The organism is Azospirillum agricola, from assembly GCF_017876095.1.
Classification (GTDB): Bacteria; Pseudomonadota; Alphaproteobacteria; order Azospirillales; family Azospirillaceae; genus Azospirillum; species Azospirillum agricola.
Genome location: NZ_JAGINM010000009.1, coordinates 221546 through 237729 on the forward strand (window position 1 = coordinate 221546; position 16184 = coordinate 237729).

The window sequence follows — 16184 nt, forward strand, 5'->3', positions numbered from 1 at the left end:
TCCACTATGCCGTGTCGCGGCGCTCCGGAAAAGAGACGCTCACACCATCGGCATCGCGGTGGGGCCGGAGCGGTTGGACCCGGCGTGGCAGCGGCGCAGGCGCAACGCGGTGGCGAGCGCCAGCACCCCGAAGGCGATCAGGTAGGCCGCAACCCCCCAGGCGAGCGCCAGCAGCCCCAGCGCCGGCAGCACCCACATGCCCAGCCCGAAGGCGATCGACAGGGCGCCGGCGATGCCCCAGGCCCATTTGCCGTGGGTGCGGTTCATGCGCCACGCCCCCATCACCTCGGCGAAGCCGGTCATGACCGACCAGGCGGCGATCAGGAACACCAGGGCGAACAGGCTGGCCGCCGGCCACAGGGCGGCGACGACGCCGGCGATCAGGCTGACGATTCCCTCCAGGATGAAGGGCAGGGCGCGGCCGTGATGGCGCGAGGCGCGGATGCCGGCGAGGATGGCGAAGATCCCGTCGAGCAGCAGATAGGCGGCGAAGGTCAGAGCCAGCGTCGCCACCGTCACCCCCGGCAGCGCCAGGGCCAGCACGCCCAGCAGGATGGCGGCGGCCCCGCGCAGCGCCAGCGCCCACCAGTTGCGGGCCAGCAGGTCGTTCATGCCCTGGATGCGGGATGCCGCCGTTCCGGGAGTCGGGCCTGCGGGAGTTTGAAGATGGGACATGGGAACCCTCCCGTTGCGTCTCGTCCGGAAAGGCAACGGGAAGGGAAGGGCTTTGTTTCCGCCCTTGTCTTCGGTGGAATGCCCGGAAAGGCCGGTCAGTTGCCCCGGCCGTAGTCCGAGCCCTTGGGCGGCTCCTTGAAATAGAACATGTCGCGGTCGAAGCTCACGTCGGTGCGCGGGTTCAGCAGCGCCACCTCCGTCGTCAGGCCCTGGCCGTCCAGCACCCGCCACTTGCGGAGCTGGAAGGGGTGGTCCTCGAACACCAGCGTCAGGGTGCCCTTGCCGGAATCCTTGCTCTCGACGAGGCTGACCTCGACCACGCCGGGGGCCTGGAAGACGTTGGTGACGACCACGTCGCCCGACAGCCGGATGGTCTTGCGCAGGATGAAGTCGGCCATGGTCGAGCCGATCGGCGCGCTCGACTGCTGGCGCATCTCGCCGTCCCAGTAGAAGATGAAGGAGCCGTCGGCGACGACGAAATCCTTGATCGGCTTGTCATACTCCAGCCGCATCCGGCCCGGCCGCGCCATCGAGAAGGTCCCCGTGGTCTGCTGGCCGTTGGGCGCCACCTGCACGAACTTCGATTGCAGGGTGTGGATGTTGTTCAGATACTCCTCGACCCGCGCGACGGTGGCCTGGTCCTGCGCCGACAGCCGGGCGGCGGTGGGCGCCGCCGACGCGGGCGGCGGGGCGACGGCCGCCACCCCGGTCAGCGAGGCGGAGACGAGAAGCGTGGCGAGAAGGCGGCGAAGCACGGCGGTCATCCCTGGAAATTCCAAGCCCGGCGGTTGTAGCCGGGCCTTGTGGCGGACATAAGGCGCCGCCGGGCCGGATCCAAGTCGTCCTTATGGGCCGTCCTTACGGACAGCCCTTCGTGGAAGGCTTACAGGGGAACGCCACGGATCATCCGCGGCAGGTCGCCGACGACGCCCATGGCGTGCCGCATGAAGAAGCGCTTGACCGGCGGCAGCCGGTTGACCACCGCCATGCCGAGGTCGCGCGCCAGCCGCACCGGCGGGATGTCGTTGGAGAACAGATGCACCAGCCCGTCGCACACCGCGGCGAGCAGCACCGTGTCGAAGCGGCGCCAGCGCTGGAAGCGGGCCAGCACCTCCGGCCCGCCGACGTCCAGCCCCAGCCGGTGGGCGTCGACGATCACCTCCGCCAGCGCCGCGACGTCGCGCATGCCGAGATTCAATCCCTGGCCGGCGATCGGGTGGATGGCGTGGGCGGCCTCGCCGATCAGGGCGAGGCGGCCGGCGATGAAGCGCTCGGCCAGCAGGACCGACAGCGGCCACGCCTCGCGCCGGGTCAGCAGCTCGATCTCGCCGAGATAGCCGCCGGACCGCCGGGTCAGCTCCTCGATGAACTCCGCGTCGGGCAGGCCGAGATAGGTCTTCACCAGCGACGTCTTCTCGCTCCACACGATGGAGCAGCGGTTGTCCGTCATCGGCAGCACGGCGAAGGGGCCGGTGGGGAAGAAATGCTCCAGCGCGATGCCCTTGTTCGGTTCCGAATGGCGGATCGTGCAGATGATGGCGCTCTGGTCGTAAGACCAGCGCCGCACCTTGATCCCGGCGCTCTCGCGCGCCAGCGAGCGGCGGCCGTCGGCGCCGATCACCAGCCTGGCCCGCACGGTGCGCCCGTCGGCCAGCGTCACGGCGGCGCCGGAACGGGTGCGCTCGACGCCGGTGGCCTTGGCCGGGGCGAGATGGACGAGGCCCGGCAGCTCGGCGGCGCGGGCGAACAGGGCGCGGCGGATGTCCTTGTTGTCGAGGATCCAGCCGAAGGGCTGGTTCTTGCCGTCCATCGCCAGTTCGGTGTGGTCGTAATGCACGAACAGGGACGAGAACTGGTCGGCGATGCGGATGTCCAGCATCGGGCCGGCCTGGGCCTCCATGTGGCGCCAGACGCCCGCCCCCTCCAGCACCTTCATCGAGGCGTAGGAGATGGCGGTGGTGCGGATGTCGAAGCCGTCGCCGGCCTGCCGGTCCGGGCTGTCCTGGTCGATGCACGCCACGGGCACCCCGGCGCTTGCCAGCGCCGCCGCCATGGTCAGCCCCGCCAGCCCGCCGCCCAGGACCACCACCTCGGTCGTGATGTCGGCGCCGCCGGGGGTGTGGTTCGGCGGCGTGTTGCCCGATTCGGCCATGATCCTGCTGTCCTTCGTTGCGGTCCGGTCCGCCGCGTCCTTGGCCGCGACCCCGTGCGCAGCAACAATTGTCCCCGCGTCCGCCCGATGTCCAGAGCCGCCGCGATCCGGTGCGCCCGGACGGATTGTCGCTGAATGAAAAATAGGCATATGCTTCCGGATTGAGCGCCCAAACATCCGGCATATCCCTATTGTTGCGGCGCAATTCAACCGGCACGATTCTTGTAATCGTTGATTTTTGCGGCAGAGGCGAACAGGCTCGGTCCACGAACGGGAAACCTGTCCGACAGGGCGAGGGGAAATCCCGCGACGGGCCGGGCAGCGGGCTGAGGCCGGAACAACGCTTTAAGGGGAAGCCACATGAAACTGGTTATGGCCATCATCAAGCCGTTCAAGCTCGACGAGGTCCGCGAGGCGCTGACGTCGCTCGGGATCCAGGGCTTGACCGTCAGCGAGGTCAAGGGCTTCGGCCGCCAGAAGGGTCAGACGGAGATCTACCGCGGCGCCGAATATTCGGTGAGCTTCCTGCCCAAGGTGAAGGTCGAGGTCGCCGTGTCCGATGACCAGTTCGAACAGGTGGTCGAGGCGATCCAGAAGGCCGCCAACACCGGCCGCATCGGCGACGGCAAGATCTTCGTGCTGGAGATCGCCCAGGCTGTCCGCATCCGCACCGGCGAGACCAACGCCGAAGCGCTGTAAGGGTTTTCGCCATCCCGCCTTCGCGCCGTGGCGCGAGGGCATGATGACGGGAAGCCCCTCTCCCCCCTGTGGGAGAAGGGTTGGGATGATGGGGATTCCGCCGCAGGTGGAAGAGAAACCGCCCCCTCACCCCAACCCCTCTCCCACGGGGGCGAGGGGCTTTTCTCTGGCCGGTCCACCCATACTCCGGTTCCGGGTGTCCGGTTTTGTGCGCTTGTGCCCTCCGTCCCTCGCCGATAGGATCGTTTCCGATTCGTACGGGTGATGCCCGTATGGATGAGCGCGTGGTCTTGGGAAGGTTTGCGGCGTCATGGTCTCTGCGGATTTCAGCGTTCATCCCGGTGCCGTCTTTTCCGAGGCGATCGGCAACGACCGGCTGGATCGGCTGACCGACTACCCCTTCACCCGGCTGGCCAACCTGCTGTCCGGCATCACGCCGCGCGCCAACACCGCCCCGATCGTGCTGTCGGTCGGCGAGCCGCAGCACCCGCCGCCCGCCATCCTCGACGAGACGCTGCGCGCCAACAGCGCCGGCTGGAGCAAGTACCCGCCGGTCGGCGGCAGCCCCGACTTCCGCGCCGCCGCCGGCGACTGGCTGACCCGCCGCTACGGCCTGCCCATCGGCCTGTTGCAGCACGACCGTTCCATCCTCCCGGTGTCCGGCACGCGCGAGGCGCTGTTCATGCTGGCGCTGCTGGCGGTGCCGTCGAGCAAGGCCGGCAGGCAGCCGGCGGTGCTGATGCCCAACCCCTTCTACGCGCCCTACGAGGGCGGCGCGGTGCTGGCCGGGGCCGAGCCGGTGTTCCTGCCGGCGACGCGCGAAACCGGCTTCCTGCCCGACCTCGACGCGCTGACGCCGGAGCTGCTGGAGCGCACCGCGCTGTTCTACCTCTGCACCCCGGCAAACCCGCAGGGCGCGGCCGCCTCGGCCGCCTATCTGGCGCGCGCCATCGGGCTGGCGCGGGAGTACGGCTTCGTGCTGGCGGTCGACGAGTGCTACGCCGAGATCTACCTCGACAGGCCGCCGGTCGGCGCGCTCCAGGTCGCCGCCGGCCTGCCGCAGGCGGCCGGGGACACGCCCTGGGCCAACCTGCTGGTCTTCCATTCCCTGTCCAAGCGGTCGAGCGCCGCCGGCCTGCGCTCCGGCTTCGTGGCCGGCGACCCGGTGCTGCTCGGGCGCTTCTCGCGGCTGCGCAGCTACGCCAACGCCGGCATGCCGCTGCCGATCGACGCGGCCAGCACCGCCCTGTGGCGCGACGAGGCGCATGTCGAGGAGAACCGCCGCCTCTACCGCGCCAAGTTCGCGGCGGCCGAGGCCGAGCTGAAGGGCCGCTACGGCTATTACCGGCCGGACGGCGGCTTCTTCCTCTGGCTGGACGTCGGCGACGGCGAGGAGGCGGCGCGGCGCCTGTGGACCGAGGGCGCCATCCGCGCGCTGCCCGGCGCCTACCTGACCCGCAGCAACCCGGGCGAGCCGAACCCCGGCGCCCCCTTCCTCCGCATCGCCCTGGTGCAGGACGCCGAACTGGTCGGACAGGCCTGCGCGGCCATCGTCCGCATCCTCGGCTGAGGTCCTGGACTGAGTTTTTTGGCTGACTGCGTCCGCCCCCGTCCGGGACGGACCGAGAACGAGGTTTCCGCCCCATGGCCCGACCCGCCGGCCCTCCCTCCGCGCGCCCCCGGCCCACCCTGGGACGGAGCGCCAATGCGCGTTCCAGCGCGAAGGACGACAAGCCCACGCTGAAGGACAAGCTGCGGCCGGCCGGCGCCCGGGGGGAGAGGCCGCCCTTCTTCTCGCCGGCCACCCGTGCCTTCGTCGTCGCCAGGGCGCGCGAGGCGATGGGCTTCGTGCTGGGGCTGTTCGGCCTGCTGCTGATGGTCCTGCTGGGCAGCTACAACCCGGCGGACCCGTCCTGGAACTCGATCCCGTCCGGCTCGGCGCGGACCTTCAACCTGTTCGGGACGCCCGGCGCCTATCTGGCCGACCTGCTGATCCAGTCGTTGGGCTGGGCCTCCTTCGTCATCGCGCTGGTGCCGATGTTCTGGGGCTGGCGGCTCGGCGCCCAGCGCAGCCTGGGCAACCCGGTCTTCCGCACCGTGCTGGCGCTGTGGGGCGTCCTGCTGGTCGCCATGGCGCTGGCCGGGCTGACCACCGAATCCTCCGACCCGCTGGCGGCGCTGCCCGGCGGCAGCGTCGGCGCCGTGCTGCTGCGCGGCGTCGGCAACCTGTTCGGCGGCGAGTCGATGGTCGCCACCGTCGCGGCCTTCGGCGGCGGCTTCGTGCTGTTCCTCGCCGCCGGCCTGTCGATCGCCGAATGGATCAGCAGCTTCAAGGCGCTCGGCACCGGCACCGTGGCCGTGGCGCGCTTCCTCACCCGCACCGCCAAGGCGGGGGCGGGAAGCCTCGGTCAACGGGCGCGCACCGCCGCGCAGGCCGCCGCCCAGACCGCCAGCGGCGCCGTCGACGACGAGCTGAAGCGCGAGCAGCCGCCCGCCGTCCGCGGTCGGGGGCGCAGCGCGCCGAGCTTCGGCGACACGCCACGCGCCGAGTCGGGGGCCGCGCAGGTGCTTCCCGGCGAGGCTTACAAGGCGCCCCTTTCCCAGCCGGAGGACGCCCGGCCGCCGCGCCCGATCCCGGTCGTCCCGCCGCACAAGCCGGCGGAGCCGCAGAGCGTCTCCGAGCGCGGCGACCCGCGCCAGACCCGGCTGCCCTTCGAGCCGGAGGAGCCGGAGGGCTACGAGCTGCCGCCGCTCGACCTGCTCCAGCCACCGCCCGCCGGCGCGCGCGGCCAGCAGGTCGACGAAAGCCTGCTGCAACGCAACGCCGGTCAGCTCGAGGGCGTGCTCGGCGATTTCGGCGTGCGCGGCGAGGTGCAGAAGGTGCATCCCGGCCCGGTCGTCACCCTCTACGAGCTGGAGCCGGCCCCCGGCACCAAATCGTCCCGCGTCATCGGTCTGGCCGACGACATCGCCCGCTCGATGAGCGCGGTGTCGGTGCGCGTCGCCGTGGTGCCCGGCCGCAACGTCATCGGCATCGAGCTGCCCAACGCCAAGCGCGAGACCGTGCTGCTGCGCGAGCTGATGGCGTCGGACAGCTTCGACAAGAACGGCGGCAAGCTGGCGCTGGCGCTCGGCAAGGACATCGGCGGCCAGCCGGTGGTCGCCGACCTCGCGCGCTTCCCGCACCTGCTGGTCGCCGGCACGACGGGCTCGGGCAAGTCGGTGGCGATCAACACGATGATCCTGTCGCTGCTCTACCGGCTGCCGCCGGAGCGCTGCCGCTTCATCATGATCGACCCGAAGATGCTGGAGCTGTCGGTCTACGAGGGCATCCCGCATCTGCTGACGCCGGTCGTCACCGACCCGAAGAAGGCGGTGGTGGCGCTGAAATGGACGGTGCGGGAGATGGAGGACCGTTACCGCAACATGTCCAAGCTCGGCGTCCGCAACATCGAGGGCTACAACGCCCGCCTGCGCGAGGCGCGCGAGGAGGGCGAGTCGCTGACCCGCCGCGTGCAGACCGGCTTCGACCCCGACACCGGCAAGCCGCTGTTCGAGGAGCAGCCGCTCGACCTGACCGAGCTTCCCTACATCGTGGTCATCGTCGACGAGATGGCCGACCTGATGCTGGTCGCCGGCAAGGACATCGAGGCGGCGATCCAGCGCTTGGCCCAGATGGCGCGCGCCGCCGGCATCCATTTGATCATGGCGACCCAGCGCCCGTCGGTCGACGTCATCACCGGCACCATCAAGGCCAACTTCCCGACCCGCATCAGCTTCCAGGTGACGTCGAAGATCGACAGCCGCACCATCCTCGGCGAGCAGGGGGCGGAGCAGCTGCTCGGCCAGGGCGACATGCTCTACATGGCCGGTGGCGGGCGCATCACCCGCGTCCACGGCCCCTTCGTCTCCGACCAGGAGGTCGAGCACATCGTCAAGTACCTGAAGGCGCAGGGCGAGCCCAACTACGTCGACGCCATCACCGAGGACGAGGACGGCGACAACCCCTTCGACGAGGGCGGCGTGTCGGGGGCGGGCGGCAACGGCGGGTCGGGCGACGACCTCTACGACAAGGCGGTCGCCGTGGTCTGCCGCGAGCGCAAGGCGTCGACCAGCTTCATCCAGCGCCAGCTCCGCATCGGCTACAATTCGGCCGCTCGCCTGATCGAGCGGATGGAGACGGAAGGCGTGGTCAGCAAGCCCAACCACTCCGGCAAGCGCGAAGTGCTGGCGCGCAACATCGACGAGTGAGGAGAGCGGCCGCCGGCCAGTGTGGCAGGGTTTTTGCGGCGGGGCCGGTTGACAGCGGCTGGCCCCAGCACCACTATCGGGGGTAGGCGGGCCGGAGGTCCTACACTCCGACCCGCCCGCCCGATCTTAGTGCAGAAGGTCAAGCAGCCGCTTGACGATCTCCAGCACCAGGATCAGGAGAGTGAGGATCTTCTCCATCCTCTTGCCCTCCGTTCGTGCGGCGGCGGTGGCGGCCAATCCGCCACCGCGTCCGCCGCCGGATTATGGCGCAGGCGCGCTACGCGGTGAACGGGAAAGGTTGCGCTGGTATTCTTTTTCCGGTTGCTTCGACCGCACTGAAACGCTGTCTACTCCCGCATCGGTACGACCGACCCGATCAGGAACAGCGCCGCCGCCGCGACCACCACGCTGGGGCCGCCCGGCAGGTCCCAGTTCAGGGACGCCATAAGCCCGCCCACCACCGCCACCACGCCCAGCACCGAGGCCAACAGGGCCATGCTCTCCGGGTTGCGGGCGAAGCGGCGGGCCGCCGCCGCCGGGATGATCAGCAGCGAGGTGATCAGCAGGATGCCGACCACCTTCATCGCCACCGCGATCACCAGCGCGATCAGCAGCATGAAGGCCAGCCGCAGCGCGTCCACCGGCATGCCCTCGACCCGCGCCAGATCCTCGTCGACGGTGACGGCGAGCAGCCGGCGCCACAGCAGCGCCAGCCCGGCCAGCGCCACCACCCCGCCGCCGTAGATCCAGCCGAGGTCGGTCATCGTCACCGACAGGATGTCGCCGAACAGATAGGCCATCAGGTCGATGCGCAGGGTTTCCAGGAAGGCGAGCGCCACCAGGCCCAGCGACAGCGAGCCATGCGACAGGATGCCGAGCAGCGTGTCCGCCGCCAGCGTGCGGCGCCGTTGCAGCGCCACCAGCGCCAGCGCCAGCGCCACGCACACCGCCATCACCCCGATCATCGGGTTGACCCCGAGCAGGAAGCCGAGCGTCACCCCGAGCAGGGCCGAGTGGGACAGCGTGTCGCCGAAATAGGCCATGCGCCGCCACACCACGAAGGAACCCAGCGGCCCGGCCAGCGCCGCGATGCCGCAGCCGGCGGCAAGCGCGCGGAGCACGAAGTCATCCATGGCAGCAGTCCCCGTCGTGCCCGTCGACGACCCGGCGGGCCTCGTCGTGGCTGTGGTCGTGGTGGTGGAGGTAGACCGCCAGCTCCGCCGCGTGGCGGCCGAACAGGGCGTGGTATTCGGGGTGGCGGCTGACGTCCTCGGGCCGGCCGTGGCAGCAGACATGGCCGTTGAGGCAGACCACCCGGTCGGTGCGCGCCATCACCGTGTGCAGGTCGTGGCTGACCAGCAGGATGCCGCAGCCGCGGTGGCGCCGCACATGCTCGATGCGGGCGAACAGCTCGGCCTGGCCGTGGACGTCGACCGCCTGGTCGGGCTCGTCGAGCACCAGCAGCTCCGGGTCGGACAGCAGGGCGCGGGCCAGCAGCACCCGCTGCATCTCGCCGCCGGAGATCGTCTGCACGGCTGCGTCGGCGAGCCGCGCGACGCCGGCCTCCTCCAACGCAGCCTCGATCCGCGCGGCCGGCACCGGGCGCCACAGCGCCAGGAAACGCCGCACCGTCAGCGGCAGGGTGGCGTCCACCGTGAGGCGCTGCGGCATGTAGCCGACGCGCAAGGCCTCGCGCCGCCGGACCCGCCCCCCGGTGGGCCGGACCAGCCCCAGCACGGCGCGCACCAGCGTGGTCTTCCCGGCGCCGTTGGGGCCGATCAGCGTCACCACCTCGCCCGGATGCACGGCGACGTCGACATGGTTCAGCACGGTGCGGCCGCCGAAGCGGACCGACAGGTCCTCCGTCCAAACGAGCGGGGCGGGAGAGGAGGGCGAGGTGATTGACATGTTACGTTATAACGTGACAAATGGACGCGAGGTTTCCCCTATGCGCCCAAACCGCCGGCCTGTCCAGTCCGACAGAGGCGGGAGAAAAGGATTGCACCCATGCGCCGTTTCGCGCTGCCCATCGCCATGACCGCTTTTCCTGTTCTGGCCCTCCTGGCCGCCGCGTCGCCCGTCCTGGCGGAGACGCCGAAGGTCGTCGTCTCGATCAAGCCGATCCATTCGCTGGTGGCGTCGGTGATGCAGGGGGTGGGCGAGCCGGCCCTGCTGGTGCGCGGCGGCGCGTCTCCCCACACCTACACGCTGAAGCCGTCCGACGCGAAGGCCCTGTCCGCCGCCGATCTGGTCGTCTGGGTCGGGCCGGAGATGGAGGGGTTCCTGGAAAAGCCGCTGACGTCGAACGCCCCCAAGGCCAAGGTCCTGACCCTGATGACGACACCGGGCATGACGCTGCTCGACGCGCGCGAGGGCGGGGCGTGGGAGGCCCACGACCATGGCCACGATCACACCCATGGGGGCCACGGACATGGCGACAAGGCCAAGGACGCCGCCCGCAAGGACGCCCATGGGCACGATCACGACGACGACCATGACCATGACGAGGTGAACACCCACATCTGGCTCGACCCGGCCAACGCCCGGCGGATCGTCGCGGCGACGGCGGAGGCGTTGGCGGCGAAGGACCCGGCCAACGCCGAGGCCTACCGCACCAACGCCGAACGCACCGCCCAGTCGATCGACGCGCTCGACGCCGAGCTGAAGGCGGCGCTGGCGCCGGTGGCGGCCAAGCCCTTCGTCGTCTTCCACGACGCCTACCAGTATTTCGAGGCGCGCTACGACCTGTCGGCGGTCGGCTCGATCACCGTCAACCCGGACCGCCGTCCCTCGGCCAAGCGCCTGTCGGCGATCCGCGCCAAGATCGCCGGGCTCGACGCCGCCTGCGTCTTCGCCGAGCCGCAGTTCGAGCCCGCCCTGGTCCGCACCGTGGTGGAGGGCACCAGGGCGAAGACCGGCGTGCTCGATCCCGAGGGCGCCGACCTGCCGGAAGGACCGGCGCTCTATGCGTCGCTGATGCGCAACCTTGCGGCTGGGCTGCGCGGCTGCCTTGGGGCTTAAGCGTCGCCCGCCGCTGTGCTAAATCCTTGAGGGAATAGTCCTCGACGGACTTTTGAGTTCAGGGAGAGCGTCATGAAGATCGGTGTCGTCGGGTGCGCGGGGCGCATGGGGCAGATGCTGGTGCGCGAGATCGCGGCGACCGCCGGCTGCACGCTGGCCGGCGGCACCGAGCGGGTCGGCGGACCGGCGCTGGGCAAGGATCTCGGCCTGCTCGCCGGGATCGAGGCGCTGGGCGTCACCGCCATCGACGACCCGGCCGAGCTGTTCGCCCTGTCCGACGCGGTGATCGACTTCACCAGCCCGGACTCGACCGTGCGGCACGCGGCGCTGGCGGCGCAGTCGGAAACCGTGCTGGTCGTCGGCACCACCGGGCTCAACCCGTCGCAGCAGGCCGCCATCGAGACCGCGGCCACCCACACCCCGGTCATCCAGTCGCCCAACATGTCGCTGGGCGTCAATCTGCTGCTGGCGCTGGTCGAGCAGGTCGCCCGCACCCTGGGTGACGATTACGACATCGACATCCTGGAAATGCACCACAACAAGAAGGTGGACGCGCCGTCGGGCACCGCGCTCGGGCTCGGCCGGGCCGCCGCCGCCGGGCGCGGGGTGGCGCTGGAGGATGTCTGGCAGAAGGTCCGCGACGGCCACACCGGCGCCCGGCCGCGCGGCGAGATCGGTTTCGCCACCCTGCGCGGCGGCGACGTGGTCGGCGACCATGTGGTGATGTTCGCCGGCGACGGCGAGCGGATCGAGCTGACCCACAAGGCGTCGGGCCGCCAGATCTACGCCAAGGGCGCCGTGCGCGCGGCGCTGTGGGCGCGCGACAAGACTCCGGGCCTCTACAGCATGAAGGACGTGCTGGGGATGTGATCCCCGCTCACCCCGGCAGCGGCACCCCGTCGCGGGCCAGCACGGCCAGGAAGGCGTCGACCACGCGCGGGTCGAAATGCCGCCCCGCCTCGGCGCGCAGCAGATCGAGCACCGCCTCGATCTCCCACGCCGCCTTGTAGGGGCGGCGGTGCAGCAGCGCGTCGAAGACGTCGGCCACCGCGACGATGCGGCCGGCCAGCGGGATGGCGTCGCCGCTCAGGCCTTGCGGATAGCCGCTGCCGTCGAACTTCTCGTGATGGCTCTCGGCGATCTCGGCGCCCATGGTCAGGATGTTGGGGCCGCCGTCCCGGCCCCCGGCGGAACCGCCGGCCTCGCGCAGGATGGCGCCGCCGATGGCGGCGTGCTCGCGCATGTGGCGCATCTCTTCGGCGTCGAGCCGGCCGGGCTTGCGCAGGATGGCGTCGGGGATGCCGACCTTGCCGACGTCGTGCAGCACGCTGGCCAGCCCGATCATGCCGCAGAAGGACTCGTCCAGCGTGCCGGCGAACTGGCCGCGGTCGCGCAGCTCCCGCGCGATGGCGGTCGCCCAGCGGCCCAGCCGCTTCACATGGTCGCCGGTGACCTCGTCCTTGTATTCGGCGAGCTTGCCCAGCGCGTGGACCGTGGCGACCTGCGCCTGGTTCAGCCGCTCGTAGAGGTGCAGGTTGTCGAGTCCGATCCCCGCCTTGGCGCAGAACAGCTCGGTCAGCTGGTGTTCCAGGTCGGAGAGCGGCGGGTGGCCGAGCAGGCAGAGCGCCAGCGGCTCGGCGCTGCCGTGGCTGCGCAACGGCACGACGCTGTGGCCGGCGCCCCAGCGCGGCTGCCGGTCCGCCAAGGCGGCGGCGACGTCGTCGCCGACGGGCCGGGGCAGATTCTGGACGCTCCTGGTGGCGGCCAGGACGGCCGGCGGCGTCCCGCCTCCGCACAGCAGGATCGTGTCGGCGCAGGGCAGCAGCGCCGCCGCCCGTTCGACGGCGATCCGCAGGAAGCGGGCGAGCGAGCGCTGTTCATAGAGGCGGTCGGCCGCCTCCATCACCGCCTCCAGCCCCTGGCGGCTGCGCTCGATGGTGGCGATGTGCCGGTAGGAGCGCAGCGCCGACACCGTCGCGGTGAACAGCTTCTGGGCGGTCAGTTCGCTCTTGGCCTTGTAGTCGTTGATGTCGTACTGGGCGATGATCTGGCGTTCCGGCGCCTGCCCCGGCTGGCCGGTGCGCAGGATGATGCGGATCTGGCCGTTGCCGAGCTCCTCGCGGATGTGGCGGACCAGCGTCAGTCCGGCGTCGTCGGTCTCCATCACGACGTCGAGCAGGATCGCCGCGATGTCCGGATGCTCGGCCAGCAGCGCCCGCGCCTGGACGGCGGAATAGGCGGAGAGGAATTTCAGCGGCCGGTTCTCGAACCGCACGTCGCCCAGCACCACGCGGGTGATGGCGTGGACCTCGTGGTCGTCGTCGGCAATCAGGATCAGCCAGGGCGGGGGGCGTCGGGCGCCGCCGGTCTCCTCCGGCGTCTCGCTGGCGAACAGCAGAGCGTCGCCGTCACCTTCCGCCCCTGCCGCACCAGCCATCGCCCGCTCCCGCCGCTCACGATCGGCCGCGCCGGCCGGTCCCTTCCGGCCCAGGCGCGCGCAACCGACCGAACGGATACAATTTTCCGCTTAACAACAGCAGTCTGTCAACGCCACCGCGCTGCGGCATGGCCGCGCCCGGAAGCCGCGCCGGGCGTGTCAGGCGGCGGCCTTCTTCCAGGCGGCCGTCAGCAGCCCGGCGCCGACCAGCAGCGAGCCGCCGGTGCGGTTCACCGCGCGCTGCACCGACGGCGTGCGCACCGCGCGCCGCGCCGCCGAGGCGAGCAGGGCGTAGAGCGTGGCGTTCAGCGTCGCCAGCACCAGGAAGGTCGCCTCCATCGCCACCATCTGGCCGGCCAGCGGCCGGGCGGTGTCGAGGAACTGCGGCAGGAAGGCGACGAAGAAGACGATGCTCTTGGGATTCAGCGCGGTGACGGCGTAGGTGTGCAGCATCATCCGCAGCGGGCTGACGTCGGGCTGCTCGTCGGCGTCGGCGCCGACGGTGACCGGAGCGCGCCACAGCTTGACGCCGAGATAGACGAGGTAGGCGGCCCCCACCCATTTCAGCGCGGTGAACAGCGCGGCGGAGGTCGAGAGCAGCACCCCCAGCCCCAGCATCGAGGCGGTCATCGCGGTGAAGTCGCCGAGCGCCACCCCGGCGACGGTCGCCATCGCGGAGCGCCGGCCGTGGCCCAGCGCGTAGGACACGACGATCAGCACCGTCGGTCCGGGAATCAGCAGCATGACGGTCGAGGCGGCGGCGAAGGCCAGCCAGAGTTCGAAGGACATGGGACGGGTTTCCCGACGGAAGAGGGTGGCAAAGGGGAAGACCCGTCCATCATCCACAGGGACGCGGGCCGCGCAACGTCCGCGTTGCCCGACCCCATCCTTACCCGCGCATCCTTACCCGCGCATCCTTCTGTGCATCCTTACCGGCGCGCGCTCAGAACCCCGGCGATGAAGGGGACCGCCAGCAGCGCCTGAAGGGCAGCCCAGCCCAGAGCCTCCCAGTTCGGCAGGGTCCAGTCGATCTCGTGCAGCGCCTCGCGGAAGGGGAGCTGGCCGTGGATCAGCGATTCCAGCGGCACGAAGCCCTCGGCGACGACCGTCAGGACGGCGCCCAGCAACAGGCCGGCGGCAAGCGCCGACTCGACCGGCAGGCGGCGGACGGCGCCGCACAGGCAGCGTGCGGGCGCGTCGGCGACGGGAACCGCCGGGCGGAACAGCGCGGCGATGCCGTGGGCGTCGCGCGGCCGGGCACCGGCCGGGCGGCGCGCGGCGCGCAGCGCGCCCAGCGCCGGTAGGGCGATGGCCGGGATCAGCAGGTAAGGGTTGGGGAAATCGCGGTAGCGCCCGTCGAAGACGATCAGCAGCGACCACACCAACGCCACGGCGGCCAGCGCCACCGCCGACCAGCGGCCGACCGACTCGACCGCCGACAGGGCCGGGCGCGGGTGCCAGAGCCCGCTCAGCGGCTCGCGCGCCAGCCCGCCGCTGGCGAGCGTGCGGTGGGCGGCCAGCAGCACCGCCAGCGACAGGGCCGCGGTCAGCATCAGCATGCCGGTGGCCAGCGCGTTGTCCTGCCAGTAATGTTTCCCGTGAAACGCCGCGTGGACGGCGTGGACGTAGAGGGTGGAGAGGGTCTGCGCCAGCAGGATCAGCGCCGCCCAGCCCGAGCCGGGCAGGTGCCGCCGCGTCAGCGCCAGACCGGCCAGCAGCGCCAGCGCGACGCCGCTGGAGATCGCGAACAGGCGGGGCCAGTCGCGCGTCTCCACCACCGGCCCGGCCAGCGAGAACTTCGCCACGCGGTCGGAGCCATAGAGGCCCCAGTGACCGCCGACGGTGCCTTCCAGCTTGGCCTTCCAACCCTGGTCGAAGGCCTCGATCACGTTGTAGTCGAAGCCCTCCTGCTCGGCCATGCGGACGAAGCCGTTGACGAAGGTCGCCTTGTTGACGAGGCCGGGCACGGCGGCGCCGCGCGAGCGGCCGGCGGTCGGCCAGCCGGTCTCGCCGACCAGGATCGGCTTGCCGGGAAAGCGCTGGGCGATGGTGCGGTAGGAGGAACGGATGCGCTCGGTCGCCCCGGCGACGCCGGCCGGCACGTCCTCCCAGTAGGGCAGCAGATGGATGGTCAGGTAATCGACGTGGTCCGCGATCTGCGGGTATTTCAGCCACCATTCCCAGACGTCGGCGTAGGACACCGGCTGCTTCACCGCCGCCTTGACGCGGTCGATGTAGCCGGCGACCTGCTCGGGCGTCAGCTCGCGGCGCAGCAGCACCTCGTTGCCGACGATGACGCGGGTGATGACGTCCGGGTAGCGGTTGGCGAGGTCGATCAGCGAGGCGATCTCCGCCTCGTTCTTCGAGGTCTTCGACGACAGCCAGGCGCCCATCGTCACCTGGAGCCCGTGCCGGCGCGCCAGCTCCGGCACCACCTCCAGCCCTTCCAGCGCGGTGTAGGTGCGGATCCCCGTCACCTGCGGGGCGAGTGCCGCCAGATCTTCCTCGATCTGGGCGGCGCTGGGGAAGACCTGGGTCAGCGGACTCTGGCCGTCGCGGAAGGGCGCGAAGGACACGCTCCGCAGCTTGCCGCCAGGGGGAGGGTCGAGCGGAACCGGCCGGTTGGGCAAGGACCAGACGGCGAGGTTCGCGAGACCGGCCACGCACAGCGCGGCGAGGATGAGGATCAGGCGCATGGGCGGGATGTCTACACCAAAGGCTTGGCTGTTTGAACGGCGTTGGCGGGGAGCGGGCGTCCGGGGAGGGCGCGGTGGAACACGGATGAACGCGGATTTCCACGGATGAACACGGATGGCCGCCGTTTATTCAGCCTCGTCCGTGCGCGGGCGAAGCCTGCATCCGTGTTCATCCGTGTCTCAAAAACCCTTTCCAACGAAGAAAGGCGCGTTCCCGGTGAGGGGAACGCGCCTGCGAGTCACATCAAGGATT

The 16184-nt window shown here is 70.8% G+C and carries 13 protein-coding genes; 5 read left to right on the forward strand and 8 right to left on the reverse strand.

Going from position 1 to position 16184, the window contains the following annotated elements; all coding sequences use genetic code 11:
• Window positions 1-39 precede the first annotated feature (39 nt).
• The 3 genes from J2847_RS15880 to J2847_RS15890 all read right to left on the reverse strand — a co-directional run bounded on the left by J2847_RS15880 (window position 40) and on the right by J2847_RS15890 (window position 2827).
• A complete protein-coding gene (locus J2847_RS15880) occupies window positions 40-675 on the reverse strand; it encodes an HdeD family acid-resistance protein (RefSeq protein WP_209779879.1) in 636 nt (211 codons plus the stop codon).
• 95 nt (window positions 676-770) lie between these two features.
• Window positions 771-1439, reverse strand: coding sequence for a LolA family protein (locus J2847_RS15885; RefSeq protein ID WP_209779880.1), 669 nt, complete (start codon window positions 1437-1439; stop codon window positions 771-773).
• Between the two features lie 119 nt (window positions 1440-1558).
• Window positions 1559-2827: a UbiH/UbiF/VisC/COQ6 family ubiquinone biosynthesis hydroxylase gene (locus tag J2847_RS15890; protein ID WP_209779881.1), complete on the reverse strand. Its 1269-nt coding sequence runs from the start codon at window positions 2825-2827 to the stop codon at window positions 1559-1561.
• A gap of 360 nt (window positions 2828-3187) precedes the next feature.
• On the opposite strand from J2847_RS15890, the gene glnK reads away from it, so the two are divergent.
• The 3 genes from glnK to J2847_RS15905 all read left to right on the forward strand — a co-directional run bounded on the left by glnK (window position 3188) and on the right by J2847_RS15905 (window position 7777).
• Window positions 3188-3526, forward strand: a complete 339-nt coding sequence (glnK, locus tag J2847_RS15895; protein ID WP_085555610.1) for a P-II family nitrogen regulator — start codon at window positions 3188-3190, stop codon at window positions 3524-3526.
• Between the two features lie 310 nt (window positions 3527-3836).
• Window positions 3837-5096 (forward strand): aminotransferase class I/II-fold pyridoxal phosphate-dependent enzyme, encoded by a 1260-nt coding sequence (locus J2847_RS15900; protein ID WP_209779882.1) that lies wholly within the window; start codon window positions 3837-3839, stop codon window positions 5094-5096.
• A 74-nt stretch (window positions 5097-5170) separates the two neighbouring features.
• A complete protein-coding gene (locus J2847_RS15905) occupies window positions 5171-7777 on the forward strand; it encodes a DNA translocase FtsK (protein ID WP_209779883.1) in 2607 nt (868 codons plus the stop codon).
• 347 nt (window positions 7778-8124) lie between these two features.
• Here the strand turns inward: J2847_RS15905 and znuB are convergent, their stop codons facing one another.
• Together znuB and znuC are read right to left on the reverse strand one after the other, a co-directional pair.
• Window positions 8125-8910 carry a zinc ABC transporter permease subunit ZnuB gene (znuB, locus tag J2847_RS15910; protein ID WP_209779884.1) on the reverse strand — a complete coding sequence of 262 codons (786 nt, stop codon included), beginning with the start codon at window positions 8908-8910 and terminating at the stop codon, window positions 8125-8127.
• A complete protein-coding gene (gene znuC, locus J2847_RS15915) occupies window positions 8903-9685 on the reverse strand; it encodes a zinc ABC transporter ATP-binding protein ZnuC (protein ID WP_209779885.1) in 783 nt (260 codons plus the stop codon). The genes znuB and znuC overlap by 8 nt, the downstream gene beginning before the upstream one ends.
• Window positions 9686-9784: 99 nt before the next feature.
• Between znuC and znuA the strand changes: the two genes are divergently transcribed.
• Together znuA and dapB are read left to right on the forward strand one after the other, a co-directional pair.
• Window positions 9785-10798 (forward strand): zinc ABC transporter substrate-binding protein ZnuA, encoded by a 1014-nt coding sequence (znuA, locus tag J2847_RS15920; protein WP_209779886.1) that lies wholly within the window; start codon window positions 9785-9787, stop codon window positions 10796-10798.
• A gap of 72 nt (window positions 10799-10870) precedes the next feature.
• Window positions 10871-11668, forward strand: coding sequence for a 4-hydroxy-tetrahydrodipicolinate reductase (gene dapB, locus J2847_RS15925; protein WP_209779887.1), 798 nt, complete (start codon window positions 10871-10873; stop codon window positions 11666-11668).
• Window positions 11669-11675: 7 nt separating this feature from the next.
• On the opposite strand, the gene J2847_RS15930 is transcribed toward dapB, so the two are convergent.
• The 3 genes from J2847_RS15930 to J2847_RS15940 form a co-directional block, all read right to left on the reverse strand.
• On the reverse strand, window positions 11676-13235 hold the full coding sequence (locus J2847_RS15930) for a response regulator (protein WP_209779888.1): 1560 nt from the start codon (window positions 13233-13235) through the stop codon (window positions 11676-11678).
• Between the two features lie 159 nt (window positions 13236-13394).
• Window positions 13395-14024 (reverse strand): LysE family translocator, encoded by a 630-nt coding sequence (locus J2847_RS15935; protein ID WP_209779889.1) that lies wholly within the window; start codon window positions 14022-14024, stop codon window positions 13395-13397.
• Window positions 14025-14164: 140 nt separating this feature from the next.
• Complete coding sequence (locus tag J2847_RS15940; protein ID WP_209779890.1) at window positions 14165-15931, reverse strand: glycoside hydrolase family 17 protein; 1767 nt, start codon at window positions 15929-15931, stop codon at window positions 14165-14167.
• Window positions 15932-16184 lie beyond the last annotated feature (253 nt).